Origin of the sequence: Streptomyces sp. NPDC090119 (assembly GCF_044747085.1) — a bacterium.
Classification (GTDB): domain Bacteria; phylum Actinomycetota; class Actinomycetes; order Streptomycetales; family Streptomycetaceae; genus Streptomyces.
Window position 1 is genome coordinate 309362 of record NZ_JBIVDK010000004.1, and the last position, 21963, is coordinate 331324.

A 21963-nucleotide genomic window follows, 5' to 3' on the forward strand; every position below is an offset into this window, starting at 1 on the left:
TCGTCCGTCGGCGCGCACCCTAGTGCGCGGGGGAGAGGCTTGTCACGAGTCCGCGCACCGGTGGGAGCTGCGGTTTTCCTGCCGGACAGGGGCGAAACACCCCTGTCCGGCCGGGCCTTCCTCAGTCCGCGGGCAGGCCCAGCAGGTCGCGGGCCACCGCCCTCGGGGTCATGGAACGCTCTCGGGCGAGGGTGAGGACCGCTCGGCTCGCCAGTTCACCGACACCGAAGGAGAGCGCCTCCGGCGACACCCACGATGACGCCTCGTCCACTCCGTCCTGGTCGTCCTGCGCACGGGCCACCACGTAGGCCGCCGCGGCCTCGAAGAGATTGTGCCCACGCCTCTTCCGCTCGGCGACGGCTTGCCCGCGCGGGGAAGTGCCCAGTCTGACGGCGTACTTGCGCAGTAGGTCGAACACGCGAACCACCTTCCCCCGGCCGGGGTCTCACTCCTCGCACATGTCCCGTTGCTCAAAGTAGAGTTGAAACTCCGGCGGCATAAGGGGGACCTCACGGTGAAACGCTTCGAGCGGCTCGACCGGATCCGGCGGCTGGACCCGGTCGCCGACGCCGTGGAGATCTACCGTCTCAGCGCCGCGTTCGAATTCCCCTGGGACTACACGCGAGCGCTGGAACTGGCTCTCTACCGCACCTACGCCGTCCCCGGCATCGGCCGGCTGCTCGCCGAGACGGCGGAGCTGACCGAACGCTCGCAGCGGCGGTACGACGACACGGCCCTGCTGCTCGACACCGTCATGGAACACGGCTTCGCCGCCCACGAGGGCCGTAGCGCGATCCGGCGCATCAACCAGATGCACCGCGGCTACGACATCAGCGACGACGACATGCGCTACGTGCTGTCGACCTTCGTCGTGATGCCCAGACGCTGGATCGACACCTACGCCTGGCGGCGCCTGTCCCGGCACGAGATCGTCGCCACCACGGAGTACTACCGCACCCTCGGGCGGCACATGGGCATCCCCGACATCCCGGAGACGTTCGAGGAATTCGAGGCCCTCCTCGACTCGTACGAGAAAGAGCACTTCGCCTGGGACGAGCGGGCCCGGCAGGTGTCCGACGCGACGCTCGACCTCATGGCGTCCTGGTATCCGCGGCCGCTGGCACCACTGTTGCGTTCGGCGACGCTCGCCCTGCTCGACGAGCCGTTGCTGCGTGCCTTCCGCTACGAAGCACCGAGCGCGACGATCACCTCGCTGGCGCGTCGCGTCGTACGGACACGCGGGCGGCTGGTCAGGCTGCTGCCTCCGCGCCGAGCGCCCCATTTCGCGCGGCAGAACCGGGAGATCAAGAGCTACCCGAACGGCTACCGCCCCGCTGACCTGGGCACGCGCCCTGTGCCGGGAATGGGCGGTTGCCCGGTGAAGCAGGCGAAGGCGGCCGACACGGTGGAGTGAGACTAGGGCCCGGATTCCGGCAAGCCGGTCTCAGGACTCGCGGACCGCCAGCGCGAGGAAGTAGTCGGGCTCATCGACGTACGAGGTCATGCGCCAGCCGGAACGCGCCAGGAGAGGGCCGAGGTTGGCTTCCGCCCGCAGGTCGCCGGGCGTGAGCTGCCTGCCCTGGCGAGCGGCCAGGGCGGCCCGGCCGATGGGGTGGAACAGGGCGAGCGTGCCACCGGGCCGCACTACCCGGGCCAGTTCGCGCAGGTTCTCGCGCGGCTCGGGGAGGTGCGCGATGAGACCCGCCGCGAAGACGGCGTCCAGGGTCTCCGACCGCAGGGGCAGCGTGGTGACGTCCGCGAGCAGCAGCGCCCCTTCCTCGTTCCGCCCGGCCCGAGCGGCGGCCTCGAGCATGGCCAGGGTGAGATCGGCCCCGATCACCGTCCCGGACGGTCCCACAGCCGCGCGCAGTGACGGGAGCGCGCGGCCCGTGCCGCACCCCGCGTCGAGTACCCGGCCGCCCACGCTCAACCCCATGTCGGACACGGCGGCCGCATAGGCGGGGCCGTCGTCGGGAAACTTGCTGTCCCAGTCGGCCGCCCGCGCGGTGAAGAACTCCTGGACGTGGGTGTGGTCGTCACTCATACTCCGATGATCTCTCACCACGACCGCTGACGCCGCACGCGCATGGATCGAGCGCGATGCGATCTTTTCACCGCAACTCCACGTCATGTTCGGACACCCTCCGCGTCATGTTGTGCCAGCTTTCGAAACGCGCCCCCTCTGTACGCCCCTGCCACGGCTAGCGTCCGGAGGCCATGGGACACCTTGACCACGCGGCCTTCGGCTGGCTGACCCCGACGCTCTCGTATGCGATGGCCTGCATCGGGGCCGCACTCGGCCTGCGCTGCACGGTACGCGCGCTGGCCACGACCGGCCGGGCCCGGCGCAACTGGCTGATCACCGCCGCTTCGGCGATCGGGACCGGCATCTGGACCATGCACTTCGTGGCCATGCTCGGTTTCCGCGTCAGCGGCACCGACATCCGCTACGACGTGCCGCTGACCATCCTGAGCCTCGTCGTCGCCATGGTCGTCGTGTGCGCGGGCGTCTTCGCCGTCGGTTACGGCAAGGACCGCAACCGCGCCCTCCTGATCGGCGGCCTCACCACCGGCCTCGGCGTCGCCAGCATGCACTACCTGGGCATGGCCGCGGTCCGGCTGCACGGCGACGTGACCTACGATCCCGTCCTCGTCGCGCTGTCGATCGTCATCGCGGTCGTCGCCGCCACGGCCGCGCTCTGGGCGGCCCTCAACATCAAGTCCCCGCTCGCGGTCACGCTCGCCTCCCTCGTCATGGGGGCGGCCGTCAGCAGCATGCACTACAGCGGCATGTTCGCGGTGGGCGTCCATGTCAGCCCCTCGGGCGCGACCCTGCCGGGAGCCACGGCCATGCAGTTCATCTTCCCGCTCGCCGTGGGCCTCGGCTCCTACCTCTTCATCACCTCGGCCTTCGTCGCCCTCTCGCCCACGGCGGACGAGCGCCAGGCGTCCGCCACGGCCCAACGGCCCGTCGAGGGCGCCGCCCGCTGACGGAATCCCGGCCCCCAGAGCCCTGACCCACTGCCCGAGCGAGGAGGCCATGCGCCCACCCCGTAGCACTCCCCAGGCCGGACCACCGGCGCAGTCCCCGACCCCGCTACGCGGCCGACGCGCGCATGCCGGGCCACCGGCCGACGAGGGACCGGACCCGTACCTCGACATGTCGCCGGACTACGCGCCCACGCGTGCGGGCCGTTGGCACATGCGCCCCCGGACCGTGCGCGCCAAGGTGGTCTGCCTCCTCATGGTGCCGGTGGTCTCCCTCCTCGCGCTGTGGGCCTACGCCACCGTGACCACCGCCCAGGACGTCTCCGGACTGCGCGAGTCGCAGCGCGTCGACACCGAACTGCGTACCCCTGTCGCGGTGGCCGTCGCAGCTCTCCAGGTGGAACGTTCCGCCGCCGTCCGGTACGCCGCCGAACCGGACGCGGCACACGGGAACGACCTCCGCGGCAGCGCGGCCACCACCGACAGGGCGGTGGCCGAGCTGCGCCTCGGCGACGACAGCACCGTCGCCGCCGGCCAGCAGCTCCCCGCCGGAGTGGGCAGCCGTCTGGAGACCTTCGTCGGCGGCGCCGAGCAGCTCCGCACGCTGCGTGCCGCCGTGCTCGGCCGCCAGGCGGACTGGGCGACGGCGTACGGCCGGTACTCCAGGACCATCGACGCGGCCTTTGCCGTCGATGGCGCCCTCTCCGGCATCCAGCGGGCCGATATCGGCTCCGACGCGCGCGTGCTGCTCGAATTCTCCCGAGCGGCCGAAGCACTGGCCCAGGAGAACACTGTCCTCGCGAGCACGCGCCCCGGCGACCAACTCGGCGGCGCGCGGCTGCGGCTGCTGGACGGTGCCGTCGCCAACCGGCGCGCTCTCACCCAGGTCGCCGTGGCCGATCTGCCCGCCGCCCAGCGCGCCGCCTGGAACCGCGTCGCCCACGGCAGCGCCTACCTCGCCCTCACCGCCACTGAGGACCGCGTCCTCGCCGCGGGCCCCGGCGCCAAGGCGATCGACTCGGCGCCCGGTTCGGCCTGGGCCACCGCCCACGCGCGCGTGCAGGCGGACATGAGCACCATCGCGGCGGACACGAGCCGCGCGGTCGCGGGCCGCGCCGACCCGTTCACCCACGGGCTGCTGAGCCCGGCCGGCGCCGCCGTGCTCTTCGGCCTGGCCGCCGTCGTCGCCTCTCTCGTCATCTCGGTCCGGATCGGACGCACGCTCGTGGTCGAGCTGGTGAGTCTGCGCAACGACGCTCTGGACATCGCCCGCCGTAAACTCCCGGCGGCCATGCGGAAACTCCGCGCGGGCGCGGACATCGACATCCGCGCAGAGGCGCCCGCCGGACCGCCCGCGGAGGATGAGACCGGGCAGGTCGCGGAGGCCCTGACGACCGTGCACCGGGCCGCCCTGCGCGCCGCGGTGGAACGCGCCGAACTCGCCAGCGGCATCTCCGGCGTCTTCGTCAACCTCGCCCGGCGCAGCCAGGTACTGGTCCATCGTCAGCTCAGCCTGCTCGACAGCATGGAGCGCCGCTCCGACGACCCGAACGAGCTGAGTGACCTGTTCCGGCTCGACCACCTCACCACACGTATGCGGCGCCACGCCGAAAGTCTGATCATCCTTTCCGGGGCAGCGCCCGGCCGGGCCTGGCGCATGCCGGTGTCCCTGACCAATGTCGTCCGCGCGGCGGTCTCCGAGATCGAGGACTACGCGCGCGTCGAGGTCCGCCAGCTCCCGGAGGCGGCCGTCGTCGGAGCGGCCGTCGCCGACCTCACCCACCTGCTCGCGGAACTGGTCGAGAACGCCGCCCAGTTCTCGCCGCCCCACACGCGCGTGCGCGTGTCCGGTGAACCAGTCGGCAACGGCTACGTGCTCGAGGTCGAGGACCGGGGCCTCGGCATGAGCGCCGAGACCCTCGTGGAGGCCAACCGGCGCATCGAGCAGTCAGAGGCCCTCGACCTCTTCGACAGTGACCGCCTGGGCCTCTTCGTGGTCAGCAGACTCGCGGCCCGCCAAGGCATCAAGGTGCACCTGCGCACCTCCCCGTACGGCGGCACCACCGCCGTCGTACTCCTGCCCACCGCCCTGGTGCACCAGGGCACGTCGGAGCAGCCCGTGGAGGAAATCCCGGTCGACCGAGAGCCTGAACACGATTACGCGCGCGTGCCCGACGCTCCCGTGCCGGTACCGGCCGTGGTGACCACGCAGGCGGAGCGACCCGCCCTGGCCGCCACAGTGCCACCGGCCGCCGCCACCGTGCCACCGCCCGCCGAACCCGCCCCCGACACACCGCCGTCCGGAGTCAGCACCTTGAGGCCCCACTGCCCGCCGACCGACTCCGAGTCCTCGGACGACCTTCCGCGCCGTGTGCGCCAGGCCAGTCTGGCGCCCCAGCTCCGCAAGGAGCGCCCAGCCGAACCGGCGGCGGAACCCGAACCTCCCGGCGACGAGGGGCGGACCCCCGAAATCGTGCGGGACCGCATGGCGGCCTACCGCGACGGCTGGGTACGCGGTGGCGGGCGCCGCCCCGGCCGCCTCGCAGCAGCGCCCGTCACGGGCAGCGACAGCACCGAAGGAGAACCGGCATGATCCAGGAGCCGAACACGACCGTGAACCAGCGATCCGGCGAACTCGACTGGCTCCTGGACGATTTGGTCAGGAGGGTGGGCGAGGTACGCCACGCCGTCGTGCTGTCCAACGACGGCCTCGCGGTCGGAGCCTCCACCGGCCTCGGCCGCGACGACGCCGAACACCTCGCCGCCGTGGCCTCCGGTTTCAACAGCCTGGCCAAGGGCACGGGACGCCACTTCGGCGCGGGCGGCGTCCGTCAGACCATGGTGGAACTGGACGACGCCTTCCTCTTCGTGGTTGCCGCGGGGGACGGCTCCTGTCTTGCCGTTCTCACGGCGGCGACCGCCGACATCGGCCTGGTCGCCTACGAGATGGCACGCCTGGTCAGACGCGTGGGCGAACACCTCTACACCGCACCGCGCGTCGCCTCACGGCCGCCCGCAGCAGGCTGACCGGGAAGGCCACGACGGATGACCGAGAACCCGCCGGGCGACCTCCGGGACGAGGGCAGCCAGTGGTACGACGGCGAGGCAGGTCCACTGGTGCGCCCCTACGCCATGACCGGCGGACGCACCCAGCCAGGCCCCACCGGAGTCCCCTTCGACCTCATTGCCCTCGTCACCCTCGACCCCGCCACACCAGGGGCGGACGAGGACAGCGCGCTCGGTCCGGAACACCGGACCCTGATCGAGCTGTGCCGCACCGAGACGCAGTCGGTCGCGGAACTCGCGGCGGACGCGGACCTGCCCGTAGGAGTGGTCCGAGTCCTCCTGGGCGACCTGCTGGAACTGGGCCGCGTCACCGTCAGCCGCCCGGTACCACCTGCCCAACTGCCGGACGAGCGGATTCTGCGCGAGGTCATCGAAGGGTTGCGGGCCCTGTAGATGAACGTTCACGACCGACCCGGCGCCTCTTCGATCGCCGTTCCGCATGCTTCCGGTGGTCGATCGGCCGGAAGTCGGTCACATCTGGTGCTTTTCAGTCCGAACCCCCGAGGCGGTGTCGAAGTTGTCATGATGCTGACCTCACGCCCCGAGCACATCGACCGCAGCCGGCCCTCCCGAGAGAAGTGATCATGGCCTCTGAGCACGTCGAAGCCGCCGACGACATCTCCGCCCTGGCGCTGAAGATACTGGTGGCGGGGGGATTCGGCGTCGGCAAGACCACCCTGGTCGGCTCCGTCAGCGAGATCCGGCCGCTGCGCACCGAGGAACTTCTCAGCGAGGCGGGCCAGCTGGTCGACGACACCGACGGAGTGGACCACAAGGTCACCACGACCGTTGCCATGGACTTCGGCCGCATCACCATCCGCTCCGGCCTCGCCCTGTACCTGTTCGGGACGCCGGGACAGGACCGCTTCTGGTTCATCTGGGACGAACTCTCGCAAGGAGCCCTCGGAGCCGTGGTCCTCGCCGACACCCGCCGACTGGAGGACTGCTTCCCGGCGGTCGACTACTTCGAGCACCGGCGCATTCCGTTCGTCGTCGCCGTCAACTGCTTCCCCGGCGCACGTCCCTACGGCGCCCATGACGTCTCGCGCGCCCTCGACCTGGACCAGGGGACACCCGTGGTGCTCTGCGACGCCCGTGACCGCGACTCCGGCAAGGAAGTCCTGATCCGCCTCGTCGAGTACGCCGGGCGCATGCACACCGCCCGGCTCCTCGACTCGGTGAGCTGAGCCCGCCTCAGTCCGCGAGGTCCTGCACGGCGACCACGTGGTCGATGTGCACCCTCACCAGCAGTTCACCCGGAACGCCGTTGCGGGCACCGAACTCCTCGGCGCGGTCCTCGCCCATGTACCGCGCGGCGATCCGGGTCGCCCACCGGCGGATGTCGTCCAGATCCTCGGACAAACGGGCCTGGCCGTTCAGCACCACGAACGAGAACGGCGGCCGGTCGTCGTCCACGCAGAGCGCGACCCGTGGGTCACGGGCGAGATTGCGCCCTTTCACTGTCTCCTCACCGGTGTTGAAGACCAGCTCGTCACCGTCGAGCAGGAACCAGATCGGGGCGATATGAGGGCTTCCATCGGCCCTTACGGTCGCCAGCTTGCCGGTCCGGGTGCCGTCCGAGACGAACGCCCGCCATTCCTCGTCGGTCATCTTGTGTGCCATACGCCCATCCTGCTTGCCCGGACGCCGGAGGTGGGGAAGGCTTGCGGAAAGCTCCTCCAGCCAGGGGGAGAGGCCACACGGGGAGACGGAACATGGCGCAGAACCAGGGACTGGGATGGCTCCTGGACGATCTCACCCAGCGCGTGGACCACGTGCGGCACGCGCTGGTGCTCTCGAACGACGGACTGGTCACCGGGGCGAGCACCGGACTAAGGCGTGAGGACGCGGAGCATTTGGCAGCCGTGTCCTCCGGACTGCACAGCCTGGCCAAGGGCTCGGGACGCCATTTCGGCGCGGGCCGCGTCCGCCAGACCATGATCGAGTACGACGACGCCGTACTGTTCGTCACCGCAGCCGGGCCCAGCAGCTGCCTGTGCCTGCTGAGCGGTGCGGAGGCGGACATCGGCCAGATCGCCTACGAGATGACGCTGCTCGTGAACCGGGTCGGCGAACACCTCGGGGTGAATGCCCGGCAGCCCGAACACACCCCGGTATCCGAGCTCTGACCTGGGGAACAGAGCAGCCCGGAGAGTTATCCACAGGCTTGCCGCGGAGTGCGCGGCTTTGGCTACGGTGTGTGCACGGCGAACGCACAGGGCGTGAGCCGGACTCCACGGGGGAGCATGCCATGCCGGAAACCACCATCGCATCCGTGACCACCCTGACCCCAGAACGCCCCGCGCGCTGCGCGCCGAGCCGCGCGGCTCGAGAACTGGGTCTCAAGCGCTACGAGTTCGACCTGGCCGTCCAACTCGGCCGCATCCGCACCGTGCCCGACGAGGGAGGCGGTGGCCGCCGAGTCGACTGGGCGGAGATCGCCCGCCTCCAGGCGCAGGCGGGTTTTCCCGAGACGCTCCGTGCGCGGGTGCGGATCGTGGGCACCAAGGAGGGCGCCTCCCTCATGGGCGTCTCCGAAGGCAGGTTCGCCCGGCTCGCCCGGCTGGGGCTGCTGGTGCCCGTGCACCTCTACCTCAACCGGTATCGGGCCGTGGTGTGGCTGTATCTGGCCGAGGAACTAAGGCAGTTCGCGGCGAACGACGACCACGCCGAACTGATCAAGGGCAGGACGCCCGAGACACTCAGGAGCCAGCTGATGTCGGGGCTCGATCTGCGACCGCGCAATTGGCGGGGACGCCATCTCGGATTCCTGCTGCGCCAGGCCGAGGACCCGTGGACACGAGCCGGGGCCATCGCCGCCTTCCTGCCGGACGCCGAGATCGCGGGGATCGTCAAGAGTCCCTATGAACGCGCTCGATTGAACCGGCTCCGGCCCGCCCTGCCCGACCACGGTGCCCCCGGGTCTCCCTCCGCGCTGCTCGGCGAGGAGATCATGACGGCGCGGGACGCGGACGAGATCGCCTGGCTGACCGCGGACCTGGCCCGACAACTGGAGGCCACACGCGTGCCGCAGCCCGTCTCGTCACCAGCACCTGGCCCACGCGATCACACGACGCGCAGGGCGCGCGTGCGGCGACTGCCCACAGCGCCGGTGCCGCGAACTCCCGCAGCGGCAGAGGCGAGCGACATCGCCGTGGCGCGCGTCCGGTCCGATGAACCGACCTCCCGGACGCGCGCCCGCGACGGACACGCGCCCGTATCGGACGCGCCGCGACCACCCCGAGGGCTGCTGACCTGGCTGTGCCGCAGAACCCCTCGGAGCGCGCCGACCGGACGTCACGCTAGAGGGACCTGAACAGGCCCTCCTGGACGACCGACACCAGCAGTTGCCCGTGCACGTCGTAGATGCGCCCGCGAGCCAGGCCACGGCCGCCGATGGCGATCGGGGACTCCTGGTCGTAGAGGAACCACTCGTCGGCGCGGAAGGGACGGTGGAACCACATGGCGTGGTCCAGCGACGCCATGTCGAAGTTCCGCTGACCCCAGAGCGGCTCGATCGGAATGCGCACCGCGTCCAGCAGGGTCATGTCGCTGGCGTAGGTCAGCGCGCAGGTGTGGACCAGCGGGTCGTCACCGAGCGGTCCCACCGCGCGCATCCACACGGCACTGCGTGGCTCGGCGCCCTCGATCTCGTCGGGGTTCCAGCGCAGCCGGTCGACATAGCGGATGTCGAAGGGCTGGCGGCGCGCCATCAGCTCCAACTGCTCCGGCAGCGCGCCCAGGTGCTTCCGGATCTCCTCGGCCACCGGCGGCAGCGACTCGGGGTCCGGCACCACACGGGCCGGTGGCAGCTGGTGCTCGAACGGTCCTTCCTCAGGCTTGTGAAAGGAGGCGGTCAGATTGAAGATCGTGCGACCCTGCTGCACGGCCGTGACGCGCCGCGTGGTGAACGAGCGTCCGTCACGGACGCGCTCCACCTGGTACACGATCGGCACGCCCGGCCGGCCCGGGCGGAGGAAGTACGCGTGCAGCGAGTGCACGGGGCGGTCACCTTCCGTGGTGCGCCCCGCGGCGACCAGCGCCTGGCCCGCCACCTGGCCGCCGAAGACCCTCTGGAGGGACTCCTGCGGGCTTCGGCCGCGGAAGATGTTGACCTCGATCTGCTCCAGGTCGAGCAGATCGACCAGGCTCTCGGCCGGATTCGTCATCGGTGGGTTTCTCCTGTTTTCACAACTGGCCGACATCGGTGACACGGACGACCGCTCGGCCCTCCGCGTCGGAAGCGGCGAGATCGACTTCCGCGCTGATGCCCCAGTCGTGGTCATCATCGGGGTCGTCGAAGATCTGGCGGACGCGCCACAGACCGTTCTGCGGCTCCTCCTTGATCACCAGCAGCTTGGGGCCGCGGGCGTCGGGGCCGGTGCCGAGGTCCTCGTACTCGTCCCAGTACTTGTCCATGGCCTCGCCCCACGCGTCCGCGTCCCAGCCGGACTCGGCGTCCATCTCGCCGAGTTCGTCGACCTGGTCGAGTGCGGCCAGCTCCACGCGGCGGAAGAGGGCGTTGCGGACCAGCACGCGGAAGGCGCGGGCGTTGGTGGTGACGGGCTTCACCTCGTCGGCCTTCTCCTGCGCCTCCTCGGCGGTCATCACCTCGGGGTTGGCCAGCTGCTCCCACTCGTCCAGGAGGCTGGAGTCCACCTGGCGGACCATCTCACCGAGCCACTCGATCAGATCCTGGAGGTCCTCGGACTTCAGATCGTCCGGGATGGTGTGATCGAGGGCCTTGTAGGCGCCGGCCAGGTAGCGCAGGACGATGCCCTCGGTGCGTGCCAGCTCGTAGAGGGACACCAACTCGGTGAAGGACAGGGCCCGCTCGTACATGTCGCGGACGACCGACTTCGGCGACAGCGGATGGTCGCCGACCCACGGGTGGCTCTTGCGGTAGGTGTCGTAGGCGTGGAAGAGCAGCTCTTCCATCGGCTTGGGGTAGGTGATGTCCTGGAGCCGCTCCATGCGCTCCTCGTACTCGACGCCGTCCGCCTTCATCAGGGCCACGGCCTCACCGCGCGCCTTGTTCTGCTGGGCGGCGAGGATCTGCCGCGGGTCGTCCAGGGTGGACTCGACGATGGACACCATGTCGAGGGCGTAGGACGGCGACTCGGGGTCGAGGAGTTCGAAGGCGGCGAGCGCGAACGTGGACAGCGGCTGGTTGAGCGCGAAGTCCGACTGGAGATCGACCGTGAGCCGCACGATGCGGCCTTCGGCATCCGGCTTGTCGAGCTTCTCGACGATGCCGCCGTCCAGCAGAGAGCGGTAGATGGCGATGGCGCGGCGGATGTGCCGCAGCTGCTGCCTGCGCGGCTCGTGGTTGTCCTCCAGCAGGTGGCGCATCGCCTCGAAGGCGTTGCCGGGCCGGGCGATCACCGACAGCAGCATGGTGTGCGTCACCCTGAACCGCGAGGTCAGCGGCTCCGGATCGGCCGCGATCAGCTTCTCGAAGGTGCTCTCCGTCCAGCCGACGAAGCCCTCCGGAGCCTTCTTGCGCACCACCTTGCGGCGCTTCTTGGCGTCGTCCCCCGCCTTGGCGAGGGCCTTCTCGTTCTCGATGACATGCTCGGGCGCCTGCGCGACGACCAGTCCGGCGGTGTCGAAGCCGGCGCGTCCGGCCCGTCCCGCGATCTGGTGGAACTCGCGGGCCCGCAGGGTGCGCACCCGGTTCCCGTCGTACTTGGTCAGCGCCGTGAACAGTACGGTGCGGATGGGCACGTTGACGCCGACACCGAGGGTGTCCGTGCCGCAGATGACCTTCAGCAGACCGGCCTGGGCGAGCTTCTCCACCAGGCGCCGGTACTTGGGCAGCATGCCGGCGTGGTGGACGCCGATGCCGTGCCGTACGTAACGGGAGAGGTTCTGGCCGAACTTGGTGGTGAAGCGGAAGTTGCCGATCAGCTCGGCGATCCGGTCCTTCTCCTCACGCGTGCACATGTTGATGCTCATCAGCGCCTGCGCCCGCTCCACGGCCTGCGCCTGCGTGAAGTGCACGATGTACACCGGAGCCTGCCTGGTCTCCAGCAGCTCGGTGAGCGTCTCGGTGAGCGGGGTGAGCCGGTACTCGTAGGAGAGCGGTACGGGGCGCGTGGCAGAGCGGACCACGGCAGTGGGGCGGCCGGTACGGCGGGTGAGGTCCTTCTCGAAGAAGGACACGTCGCCGAGCGTGGCCGACATCAGGACGAACTGCGCCTGCGGCAGCTCCAGCAGCGGGATCTGCCAGGCCCAGCCCCGGTCGCCCTCCGCGTAGAAGTGGAACTCGTCCATCACCACCTGGCCGATGTCCGCGTCCTTGCCGTCACGCAGCGCGATGGACGCCAGAACCTCGGCCGTGCAGCAGATCACGGGCGCGTCGGCGTTCACCGAGGCGTCGCCGGTCAGCATGCCCACGTTCTCGGTGCCGAAGATCTTGCACAGCTCGAAGAACTTCTCCGACACCAGGGCCTTGATCGGAGCGGTGTAGAAGGTGACCTCGTCGCGGGCCAGCGCAGCGAAGTGCGCCCCGGCGGCGATCATGCTCTTACCGGAACCGGTGGGCGTCGAGACGATCACGTTCGCCCCGGACACCACCTCGATCAGCGCCTCTTCCTGGTGGGGATAGAGGGTGAGGCCGCGATCCTGGGCCCACGACTCGAAGGATTCGTACAGGGCGTCGGGGTCGGCGGTCTGCGGCAGCTGATCGATGAGGGTCACGCCCCCATCTTGCCTGGCCGTGCCGTCAACCGGGGAATCGGCTGCGGGCGTCAAGATCATGGAGGCTACGCTGTGTCGCCGACAGAGCATCAGCACCGCAGGTCAACTGGACAGCGGCACACGAGGAATGGGGCGGGACGCGGCCATGATGGGACCAGCACACTCACTGTCGGGGGCCGCGGCCTGGCTGGGCGTCGGAGCGGCCGCCGCGGCCTTCGGCTACCCGATGCCCTGGCCGGTCCTGCTGGTGGGTGCCCTCGTCTGTGCGGGGGCCGCGCTCGCCCCCGACCTGGACCACAAGGCGGCCACCATCTCCCGGGCCTTCGGACCCGTGTCCCGCTGGATCTGCGAGATCGTCGACAAACTGTCGTACGCCGTCTACAAGGCGACCCGGAAGCCGGGCGACGCGCGTCGGTCGGGCGGTCACCGCACCCTCACCCACACCTGGCTGTGGGCGGTCCTGATCGGGGCGGGCAGCTCCGCGGTGGCGATCACCTGCGGCCGCTGGGGCGTCCTGGGCATCCTGTTCGTGCACATGGTGCTGGCCATCGAGGGTCTGCTCTGGCGGGCGGCACGTGGTTCCAGCAGCGATGTGCTGGTCTGGCTGCTCGCGGCGACCAGTGCCTGGATCCTGGCGGGAATGCTGGACAAGCCGGGCCAGGGTGCCGACTGGCTGTTCACGGCCCCCGGCCAGGAGTACATGTGGCTGGGTCTGCCGGTCGTGCTGGGTGCCCTGGTCCACGATCTCGGGGACGCGCTGACCGTGTCCGGCTGCCCCGTCCTGTGGCCGATCCCGGTGGGCCGCAAGCGCTGGTACCCGATCGGGCCGCCGAAGCCGCTGCGATTCCGGGCGGGCAGCTGGGTCGAGCTGCGGGTGCTCATGCCCGCGTTCATGCTGCTCGGGGGAGTGGGCGGCGCGGCGGCCCTCAACTTCATCTGACGAGGCGCTCCCCGTCAGGCGGTCGCGTCCGGGGGCTTCCCGCCGTATCTGCGCTCGTACCGGTCGATGCGCCCCTCGCTGTCGAGCGTGCGGGCCTTGCCGGTGTAGAAGGGGTGGCTCTCGGAAGAGATCTCCACGTCGACCACCGGGTAGGTCTCGCCGTCGTCCCAGTCGATGGTCTGTTCGCTGACCGCAGTGGACCGGGTGAGAAAGGCGTAGCCCGCCGAGCGGTCGCGGAAGACGACGGGACGGTAACCGGACTGCTTGTCCTGCATGGCGGCTCCTCGCACGAGTCGGTGGGGCGGGAGGCTTCCGGATCAGCCGGGAAGGGAGTCCTCGTCGACGATGTGCACGGCGGCCTCCTCGGCGGAGGCGGCTGCCCCGTCGATGCCCACGTCGGTGGCCACGAGCGCGCTCTCCTCGTCCTCGTGGGTGCCCTCGTCGGGTGCCACCAGGCGGCCGGAACGCCGGAGGCCGACCTCGTTGTCGAGCAGTTCACCGTCGGTGCCGTCGCAGTCACCGAGACCGTCGCCGTCGGGGGCGGCCGCGTCGGGCAGTTCCTCGGCGAGCCGCTGGTCCAGCGTCTCCCCGGCCGCGCGTTCCGCCGCCGTCACTCCATCGTGCTCGACCGCCCACGGCCGCTCGGGAGGGGACCAGCCCCGGTCGAGGGGGTCGTCGACACCGTCGCTGTCCAGCGTGTCCTCGACGTCGAGCACACCGGAGTCCTCCTGGATCTCGTCGGTGCCGGGCTGGTAGACGTCGTCACCCCATCCGTCGGCGCTGTTCACGTGAACCTCCATCCGCTGAGCACGACCCGGCGCCGTCATCACCGGCGCGGGCCCATGGGCACATACGGCCCTGCTGTCCCACATGACGGCCGGGAAAACGTCCCCCGGATTCCGGGCCCTGTGCCTTCGTCCAGCCTTCCACCCCGATTCGGGACCGCGCAACGGCAACGCCGCGCGGTGGGGCTGAGGCGGCACCGGCCCCTTCGCCCCACCCCACTCCGGTCGGTCCCGGTACGCCGCCCCTCATCCGTGCCAGGAGCGCCAGAGCGCGGCGTAGGCGCCGTCCGCCGCGACCAGGTCGTCGTGGCTGCCCAGCTCGCTGACTCGGCCGTTCTCGACGACCGCGATCACGTCGGCGTCGTGGGCGGTGTGCAGCCGGTGTGCGATGGCGATCACCGTGCGCCCGTCGAGGACGCGGGACAGGGACCGTTCCAGATGGCGTGCCGCGCGTGGATCGAGGAGCGAGGTCGCTTCGTCCAGCACCAGTGTGTGCGGGTCGGCCAGCACCAGCCGCGCCAGTGCGATCTGCTGGGCCTGCGCCGGGGTCAGCGACAGACCTCCGGAACCGACCTCGGTGTCCAGCCCCGAGTCCAGCGCCCGCGCCCAGGTGTCCGCGTCGACCGCGCCCAGCGCCGCCCACAGCTCGGCGTCCCGCGCCTCGGTACGGGCCAGAAGGAGGTTGTCGCGCAGGGAGCCGACGAAGACGTGGTGCTCCTGGTTGACGAGGGCGACGTGCGCGCGGACGCGTTCGGCGGCCATCCCGGACAGCTCCGCGCCGCCCAGGGTGACATGGCCGGTCCGCGGCGCGTAGACACCGGCGAGCAGCCTGCCCAGCGTGGACTTGCCCGCGCCGGACGGGCCGACCAGGGCCAGCCGGGTGCCCGGCGCGACTCGAAGGGACACCGCACGCAGCACGTCGACGCCCTCGCGGTAGCCGAAGTGCACCCGGTCCGCGTCCACGTCCCGCCCGTCCGGTACCAGCGAGGCGTCACCGGCGTCCGGCTCGATGTCCCGGACTCCGACGAGCCTGGCCAGCGACACCTGGGCGACCTGTACCTCGTCGTACCAGCGAAGGATCAGGTTGACCGGGTCGACCAGCATCTGGGCGATCAGCGCGCCCGTGGTCAGCTGCCCCACGTCCATCCAGCCCCGCAGGACGAGAACACCGCCGACCATCAGGACGGAGCCCAGCACGATGACGTGGACGGCGTTGATCACGGGGAACAGCACCGAGCGCAGCCAGAGCGTGTACCTCTCCCACACCGTCCACTGTGCGATCCGCTCGTCCGAGAGGGCGATGCGGCGGGCGCCGAGGCGGTGGGCCTCGATGGTGCGGCCGGCGTCCACGGTTTCCGCGAGCGCGGCGGCGACGGCCGCGTACCCGGCGGATTCCGAGCGGTAGCCGGAAGGGGCGCGCTTGAAGTACCAGCGGCACCCGGCCACCAGCACCGGCACCGCGAGCAGGATGGCGGCAGCGAGTGGCGGGGCCGTCACGACGAGTCCGCCGAGCAGCAGCAGCGCCCACACGACGCCGATCGCCAGCTCGGGAACGGCCTCCCGCATGGCGTTGGACAGACGGTCGATGTCGGTGGTGATGCGGGAGAGCAGGTCGCCCGTGCCGGCCCGCTCCAGTACCCCCGGCGGCAGCCGCACCGAGCGGATCAGGAAGTCCTCGCGCAGGTCGGCCAGCATCCGCTCGCCGAGCATCGCGCCCCGCAGCCGCACCTGCAGCGTGAAGAGCGCCTGGACGACCAATGCGAGCAGGAAGAGCCCGATGGTGAGCCCCAGATGGGTGTCGGAGGCCCGGTCGGCCACGCGTTCGACCAGAGCGCCGAGCAGATAGGGCCCCACCATGGAGGCGATCACCGCGATCGTGTTGACGGCGATGAGTAGCAGGAAGGCCCGTCGATGACGGCGGAAGAGTTCCGCCACGTAGTCGCGCACGGTCGCGGCCGCGCCGATGGGGAGGGTCGTGGCGGTGGTCGGGGCCGCCGGGTCGTAGGCCGGTGGCGCTACGCCGATCATGCGCTCTCCTCGATCTCTTCCAGCGGTTCGAGAGCGCCCAGGAGAGCGGCTCCGTCGGTGGTGGCTGACCGTTCCCGCGCCGAGGGCGGCCCGGTGGCGTCCTCGGCCTGGCGCTGCTCGTCCTCGGTCTCCCGTGTCACGACGGCGCGGTACCGGGGCTCGGAGCCGATCAGCTCGCGGTGGGTACCCGTCGCCGCGACCTTGCCCTCATGGAGGAAGACGACCCCGTCCGCGCGGTCCAGCAGCAGTGGGGAGGAGGTGAGCACCACGGTCGTACGGCCCGAGCGCAGTCGGCGCAGCCCGTCCGCGATCCTCGCCTCGGTGTGCGAGTCCACGGCGGAGGTCGGTTCGTCCAGTACCAGGACCTGCGGGTCCGCGACGAGGGAACGGGCCAGGGCGAGACGCTGCCGCTGGCCGCCGGACAGGGAGCGTCCGCGCTCCGTGATCCGCGCGTCCATCGGGTCGCGGGCGTCCAGCGACCCCTGCACCAGGGCGTCCAGAACGTCCGCGCACTGGGCGGCCGACAGCGCGTCCTCGGCGCGGACGGCGCCGGAGGCGGGTACGTCGAGCAGTTCGCGCAGGGTTCCGGACAGCAGCACCGGGTCCTTGTCCTGGACCAGGACGACGGTGCGGGCGTGGTCGAGGGGAAGCTCGTCCAGTGGCACTCCGCCGAGCAGCACCGACACGGCTGCCTCGGCGGGATGGCCACCCAGACGATCTGCGAGACGACCCGCCATGTCCGGGTCTCCGCACACCACGGCGGTGAACGCGTGGGCCGGGGCGAGAAGGCCGGTGGCCGGGTCGAACAGATCGCCGTCCGGCACCTCGCTCGCGCGCGAGCCGTCGGTGTCCGTGGGGCGTCCCAACGACAGGACCCGCGCGGCCCGTTGGGCGGAAGGCCGGGAGAAGGAGTACGCCATGGCGATCTCGACGAAGTGCCGCAGCGGATAGTTGACGATCATGATCGCGCTGTAGACGGTGACGAGTTCACCGACCGTGATCCGCCCCTCGCGGGCCAGCTGGACGCCGCGCAGGACGACCACGATCAGCAGCAGACCCGGCAGCAGTACCTGCAGCGCCGAGATGGCCGACCACATCCGGGCGCTGCGCACCGCGGCGTGCCGCACCTCCTGCGAGGCACGGCGGTAGCGGTCCAGGAACAGTTCCTCGCCGCCGATTCCCCGCAGCACCCGCAGTCCGGCCACGGTGTCCGAGGCCAGTTCGGTGGCGCGGCCGGCCTTCTCGCGCTGAACGTCGGCCCGGGTGGTGGCCCGTGGCAGCAGAGGCAGTACCGCGAGCGCGACCACCGGCAGCCCCGCGGCGACGATCACGCCGAGGGCGGGCTGGTAGACGACCAGCGCGACGCACACCACGACGACGGTCACCGCGGCCGCGGTGAAGCGGGACACCGCCTCGACGAACCATCCGATCTTCTCGACGTCGCCCGTCGATACGGTCACGACTTCTCCCGCGGCGACCCGCCTGGTCAGTGCGGAGCCCAGGTGAGCGGCCTTGCGTGCCAGGAGTTGCTGGAGGCGGGCGGCCGCCGTGATCCAGTTGGTGACCGCGGCGCGGTGCAGGAAGGTGTCGCCCCCCGCGATGCCCGTGCCGCACAGCAGCATCAGACCGCCGGTCAGGGCCAGCCGGGTGGCGGAGCGGTCGACGGCCGCCTGGACGGCCACGCCCACGCAGAAGGGTAGGGCGCAGACCGAGACGAAGTGCAGCACGCCCCACAGCAGTGCCTTGCACTGCCCGTCCAACTGGTTGCGCCCGAGCCACCACAGCAGGCGGGGGCCGGAACGCGCGTCCGGTACGCCGGGATCTGAGTACGGAAGGTCTTGGATCTGCATGGCGTCCCAGTGGCTCGTATCAGGGAGGGGCAGGCTGCGGCGACACCCGGAGGTGGCGGCAAGCCGTGACAGGTTCGCCTTGCGTGGAGGTGAATTTCAAACGGTTTTTCCCGGGTCGCCCGACCCGTAACCGGGTTCCGGCCACGCCTCTCGGCCCGACAACGCGCAGATCAAGGGCGCGCGGACGGGGGAAGCGAGGATGCGAGGAAAGCGGAGGACGACGGGAGGCCGAGCGGGCCTTCACCGCTGCGTGGTGTCGCCGTCCACCAGGGTGTCCAGCAGGACACCGAGCACCTGTCGCTCCTTCTCGGTCAGCGGAGCGAGGATCTCCTCGGCGGCGGAGCGGCGCGCTCCGCGCAGTTCGCCCAGAGTGGCGCGGCCCTCGTCCGTCAGCTCGATCCGGGTGACCCTGCGGTTGGTCGGGTCCGGGACCCGGCGGACCTTGCCGTGCGCCTCGAGGCCGTCGACCAGGGTCGTCACCGCGCGCGGCACCACCTCCAGGCGCTCGGCGAGGTCGGCCATGCGTGGGGGCGAGTCGTAGTGCGCGAGGGTGCGCAGCAGGCGGGACTGGGCGGGAGTGACCCCCAGGTCACGCCATTCGAGATGGCGCTTCTGGATGCGGTGCACCCGGCGGGTCAGCCGCAGCAACTGCTCGGCGAGCACACCCTCGGGATCTGGGGTCGTCATGCGGGAACAATATCAGGACCACATTCATTGTGAGTATAGGTAACAGTGAGCTATGATCAATGAGTCAGAGTCGGCCGCCCGTCGGTCCGGCCCTTCTCGCCTTCCTAGGAGTCCTTTGAGCCTCGAACGAGAAACGTCCTGGATGCCGCCTCCTGACGCCGGGGAGCAGCCCCGACAGGTGCGCCGCATCCTCCAACTCTTCCGTCCCTACCGCGGTCGGCTCGCCGTCGTCGGCCTGCTGGTCGGCGCCTCCTCGCTGGTCTCGGTGGCCACACCCTTCCTGTTGCGGGAGATCCTCGACGTCGCCATCCCGCAGGGCCGCACCGGACTGCTGAGCCTGCTCGCGCTCGGCATGATCCTCAGCGCGGTCCTCTCCAGTGTCTTCGGCGTCCTCCAGACGCTGATCTCGACCACCGTCGGCCAGCGCGTCATGCACGACCTGCGCACCGCCGTCTACGGCCGACTCCAGCGGATGTCCCTCGCCTTCTTCACCCGCACCCGCACCGGCGAGGTGCAGTCCCGCATCGCCAATGACATCGGCGGGATGCAGGCCACCGTCACCTCCACCGCCACCTCCCTGGTCTCCAACACCACCAGCGTGGTCGCCACGATCGTGGCGATGGTCGCCCTCGACTGGCGACTCACGCTCGTCTCGCTGGTCCTCCTCCCGGTGTTCGTGTGGATCAGCCGCCGGGTCGGCGACGAGCGCAAGAGAATCACCACCCGGCGGCAGAAACAGATGGCCGTGATGGCCGCCACCGTCACCGAGTCGCTGTCCGTCAGCGGCATCCTGCTCGGCCGCACCATGGGCCGCTCCGACTCGCTGACCGCGGGCTTCGCCGAGGAGTCCGAGCGCCTGGTCGACCTGGAGGTCCGGGCGAGCATGGCGGGACGCTGGCGCATGGCGGTGATCACGATCGTCATGGCGGCGATGCCCGCGTTCATCTACTGGGCCGCGGGACTGGCCCTCCAGTTCGGAGGCCCCGGCGTCTCGCTGGGCACGCTCGTCGCCTTCGTCTCCCTCCAGCAGGGTCTGTTCCGGCCCGCCGTGAGCCTGCTGTCCACCGGGGTCCAGATCCAGACGTCCCTCGCGCTCTTCCAGCGCATCTTCGAGTACCTCGACCTGCCCATCGACATCACCGAACGCGTGGACCCCGTCCACCTCGACGACATCAAGGGAGAGGTCCGCTTCGAGGGGGTCGAGTTCCGGTACGACGAGAAGAGCGGCCCGGTCCTGGACGGCATCGACCTCACCGTGCCGGCCGGAGGCAGCCTCGCCGTCGTGGGTCCGACCGGCGCCGGAAAATCGACGTTCGGCTGCCTGGTGCCCCGGCTGTACGACGTCACCGGCGGCCGCGTCACCGTCGACGGGGTGGATGTCCGCGACCTCGACTTCGACACCGTCGCCCGCGCGGTCGGCGTCGTCGCGCAGGAGACCTACCTCTTCCACGCCTCCGTCGCCGACAACCTCCGCTTCGCCAAACCCGACGCCACCGACGACGAGCTGCACACGGCGGCCCGCGCCGCCCAGATCCACGACCACATCACCGGGCTGCCCGACGGATACGACACGATCGTCGGTGAACGCGGACACCGGTTCTCCGGTGGGGAGAAGCAACGCCTGGCGATCGCCCGCACCATCCTGCGCGACCCGCCCGTCCTCATCCTCGACGAGGCGACCAGCGCGCTGGACACCCGTACCGAGGCGGCGGTCCAGGAGGCGATCGACGCGTTGTCGGCCGACCGGACGACCATCACCATCGCCCATCGGCTCTCGACCGTCCGGGACGCCGACCAGATAGCCGTCCTCGACTCCGGCCGGGTGGCCGAACTGGGCACGCACGACGAACTGCTGGAGCGCGACGGTCGCTACGCGGCGCTGGTGCGCAGGGACGCCCAGCTGGAACCCACTGGCTGACGGGTCGTCATGACGGGCGATCGGAAGCCGACAAGCTGAAGATATGTCGAGTTTACGGTGATATGCGTATTACCGTGCCCGCATGCAGACGAAGACTCCGTCACGGAGCATGACGCGACTGACGCGCCGGGGCAGGCTCGCCCTCACCGGGGTCGGCGCCGTCCTGGTCGGCACCGCCGTGGTGGTGCCGCTGAGCCTGGGGGGATTCGGCGACGACGAGCCCACCACCCTCGTGATCCCGGAGGGCTGGCGCGCGAGCCAGATCTACGACGCGGTCGACAAGGCGCTCGCACTGCCGCCCGGCAGCGCCCGCAAGACCGTCGCCAAGGCGGGGCTCAAGCTGGAGTCCGCCGCCGAGGGAAACCCGGAGGGCTATCTGTTCCCGGCGACCTACACCCTCACCGACGACACCACCGCCGAGTCGCTGCTCCGGCAGATGGTCGAGACGGCCAACCGACGGTTCAACGGCGCACCGGTCGCGGCCGGAGCGCAGCGGAACGCGATGAACGTCTACGAGGCCGTCACCGTCGCGAGCATCGTGCAGGCCGAAGCGGCCACCAAGAGCGACATGGGGAAGGTGGCCCGCGTCGTCTTCAACCGCCTGGAGCGCGGGATGCCGCTCCAGATGGACTCGACCCTCAACTACGCCCTGAAGCGCAACACCATCCACACCAGCGTCGACGACACCCGGATCGAGAGCCCGTACAACTCCTACCAGCGCATGGGGCTGCCACCCACGCCGATCGACAACCCCGGTGAGGACGCGATGCGCGCGGTGACCAATCCGCCGAAGGGGGACTGGCTGTACTTCGTCACCGTCAAGCCCGGCGACACCCGCTTCACCGCCGACTACACCAGGCATCTGCGGAACGTGGCCGACTTCAACGCCCAGCAGAAGGCCGCCGCCAGGTCGAGCACGCCGTCGGGCAGCGCGAGCCCGGTCACGCGGCCGCCCCGGTGAGCTGCCGGGGCGGCCGGTGGTGAGCGGTGCTCCGAGGG

Annotated in this window: 21 protein-coding genes; 11 read left to right on the plus strand and 10 right to left on the minus strand. The window is 70.6% G+C overall.

What is annotated here, in order from left to right; genetic code table 11:
- Positions 1–121: 121 nt before the first annotated feature.
- Positions 122–418, minus strand: coding sequence for a hypothetical protein (locus ACIPPM_RS19220; RefSeq protein WP_401449104.1), 297 nt, complete (start codon positions 416–418; stop codon positions 122–124).
- A gap of 96 nt (positions 419–514) precedes the next feature.
- Between ACIPPM_RS19220 and ACIPPM_RS19225 the strand changes: the two genes are divergently transcribed.
- Positions 515–1414 carry an oxygenase MpaB family protein gene (locus ACIPPM_RS19225; protein ID WP_401449106.1) on the plus strand — a complete coding sequence of 300 codons (900 nt, stop codon included), beginning with the start codon at positions 515–517 and terminating at the stop codon, positions 1412–1414.
- A 30-nt stretch (positions 1415–1444) separates the two neighbouring features.
- On the opposite strand, the gene ACIPPM_RS19230 is transcribed toward ACIPPM_RS19225, so the two are convergent.
- Positions 1445–2044, minus strand: a complete 600-nt coding sequence (locus ACIPPM_RS19230) for a class I SAM-dependent methyltransferase (protein WP_401449109.1) — start codon at positions 2042–2044, stop codon at positions 1445–1447.
- Between the two features lie 173 nt (positions 2045–2217).
- On the opposite strand from ACIPPM_RS19230, the gene ACIPPM_RS19235 reads away from it, so the two are divergent.
- The 5 genes from ACIPPM_RS19235 (at position 2218) to ACIPPM_RS19255 (ending at position 7241) form a co-directional block, all read left to right on the plus strand.
- The gene (locus ACIPPM_RS19235) at positions 2218–2991 is read left to right on the plus strand and encodes an MHYT domain-containing protein (protein ID WP_401449112.1); all 774 of its coding nucleotides are present in this window, start codon (positions 2218–2220) and stop codon (positions 2989–2991) included.
- Positions 2992–3040: 49 nt separating this feature from the next.
- Positions 3041–5581 (plus strand): nitrate- and nitrite sensing domain-containing protein, encoded by a 2541-nt coding sequence (locus ACIPPM_RS19240; RefSeq protein ID WP_401449114.1) that lies wholly within the window; start codon positions 3041–3043, stop codon positions 5579–5581.
- Positions 5578–6015: a roadblock/LC7 domain-containing protein gene (locus ACIPPM_RS19245; RefSeq protein WP_401449116.1), complete on the plus strand. Its 438-nt coding sequence runs from the start codon at positions 5578–5580 to the stop codon at positions 6013–6015. Before ACIPPM_RS19240 ends, ACIPPM_RS19245 begins: the two co-directional genes overlap by 4 nt.
- 18 nt (positions 6016–6033) lie before the next feature.
- Positions 6034–6447: a DUF742 domain-containing protein gene (locus ACIPPM_RS19250; protein WP_401449118.1), complete on the plus strand. Its 414-nt coding sequence runs from the start codon at positions 6034–6036 to the stop codon at positions 6445–6447.
- A 191-nt stretch (positions 6448–6638) separates the two neighbouring features.
- Positions 6639–7241: an ATP/GTP-binding protein gene (locus tag ACIPPM_RS19255; RefSeq protein ID WP_031180290.1), complete on the plus strand. Its 603-nt coding sequence runs from the start codon at positions 6639–6641 to the stop codon at positions 7239–7241.
- A gap of 7 nt (positions 7242–7248) precedes the next feature.
- Here ACIPPM_RS19255 and ACIPPM_RS19260 read toward each other — a convergent pair whose 3' ends face one another.
- Positions 7249–7677 (minus strand): PPOX class F420-dependent oxidoreductase, encoded by a 429-nt coding sequence (locus tag ACIPPM_RS19260; protein WP_388998835.1) that lies wholly within the window; start codon positions 7675–7677, stop codon positions 7249–7251.
- A 92-nt stretch (positions 7678–7769) separates the two neighbouring features.
- Here ACIPPM_RS19260 and ACIPPM_RS19265 point away from each other — a divergent pair, with 92 nt between their 5' ends.
- Together ACIPPM_RS19265 and ACIPPM_RS19270 are read left to right on the plus strand one after the other, a co-directional pair.
- Entirely contained in the window at positions 7770–8183 is a 414-nt protein-coding gene (locus ACIPPM_RS19265; RefSeq protein WP_161150532.1) for a roadblock/LC7 domain-containing protein, read from the plus strand.
- Between the two features lie 122 nt (positions 8184–8305).
- Entirely contained in the window at positions 8306–9370 is a 1065-nt protein-coding gene (locus tag ACIPPM_RS19270) for a DUF6397 family protein (RefSeq protein WP_401449121.1), read from the plus strand.
- Here ACIPPM_RS19270 and ACIPPM_RS19275 read toward each other — a convergent pair.
- Both ACIPPM_RS19275 and ACIPPM_RS19280 read right to left on the minus strand, forming a co-directional pair.
- Positions 9357–10223, minus strand: coding sequence for an acyl-CoA thioesterase (locus ACIPPM_RS19275; RefSeq protein ID WP_401449123.1), 867 nt, complete (start codon positions 10221–10223; stop codon positions 9357–9359). The genes ACIPPM_RS19270 and ACIPPM_RS19275 overlap by 14 nt on opposite strands.
- 19 nt (positions 10224–10242) lie before the next feature.
- Entirely contained in the window at positions 10243–12756 is a 2514-nt protein-coding gene (locus ACIPPM_RS19280; protein WP_401449125.1) for a DEAD/DEAH box helicase, read from the minus strand.
- A 145-nt stretch (positions 12757–12901) separates the two neighbouring features.
- On the opposite strand from ACIPPM_RS19280, the gene ACIPPM_RS19285 reads away from it, so the two are divergent.
- Positions 12902–13696 carry a metal-dependent hydrolase gene (locus ACIPPM_RS19285; protein ID WP_401449128.1) on the plus strand — a complete coding sequence of 265 codons (795 nt, stop codon included), beginning with the start codon at positions 12902–12904 and terminating at the stop codon, positions 13694–13696.
- Positions 13697–13710: 14 nt separating this feature from the next.
- On the opposite strand, the gene ACIPPM_RS19290 is transcribed toward ACIPPM_RS19285, so the two are convergent.
- From ACIPPM_RS19290 to ACIPPM_RS19310, 5 genes are all read right to left on the minus strand, one after another.
- Complete coding sequence (locus ACIPPM_RS19290; RefSeq protein ID WP_401449131.1) at positions 13711–13971, minus strand: type B 50S ribosomal protein L31; 261 nt, start codon at positions 13969–13971, stop codon at positions 13711–13713.
- A gap of 42 nt (positions 13972–14013) precedes the next feature.
- Positions 14014–14484, minus strand: a complete 471-nt coding sequence (locus ACIPPM_RS19295) for a DUF5709 domain-containing protein (RefSeq protein ID WP_401449134.1) — start codon at positions 14482–14484, stop codon at positions 14014–14016.
- Between the two features lie 243 nt (positions 14485–14727).
- Entirely contained in the window at positions 14728–16509 is a 1782-nt protein-coding gene (locus ACIPPM_RS19300) for an ABC transporter ATP-binding protein (RefSeq protein ID WP_401449136.1), read from the minus strand.
- On the minus strand, positions 16506–18359 hold the full coding sequence (locus ACIPPM_RS19305) for an ABC transporter transmembrane domain-containing protein (RefSeq protein WP_401449138.1): 1854 nt from the start codon (positions 18357–18359) through the stop codon (positions 16506–16508). Before ACIPPM_RS19305 ends, ACIPPM_RS19300 begins: the two co-directional genes overlap by 4 nt.
- A gap of 240 nt (positions 18360–18599) precedes the next feature.
- A complete protein-coding gene (locus tag ACIPPM_RS19310) occupies positions 18600–19046 on the minus strand; it encodes a MarR family winged helix-turn-helix transcriptional regulator (RefSeq protein WP_401449141.1) in 447 nt (148 codons plus the stop codon).
- 142 nt (positions 19047–19188) lie between these two features.
- Here ACIPPM_RS19310 and ACIPPM_RS19315 point away from each other — a divergent pair, with 142 nt between their 5' ends.
- Together ACIPPM_RS19315 and mltG are read left to right on the plus strand one after the other, a co-directional pair.
- On the plus strand, positions 19189–20964 hold the full coding sequence (locus ACIPPM_RS19315) for an ABC transporter ATP-binding protein (RefSeq protein ID WP_401449144.1): 1776 nt from the start codon (positions 19189–19191) through the stop codon (positions 20962–20964).
- An 82-nt stretch (positions 20965–21046) separates the two neighbouring features.
- Entirely contained in the window at positions 21047–21925 is an 879-nt protein-coding gene (gene mltG, locus ACIPPM_RS19320) for an endolytic transglycosylase MltG (RefSeq protein WP_401449147.1), read from the plus strand.
- Positions 21926–21963: the final 38 nt, after the last annotated feature.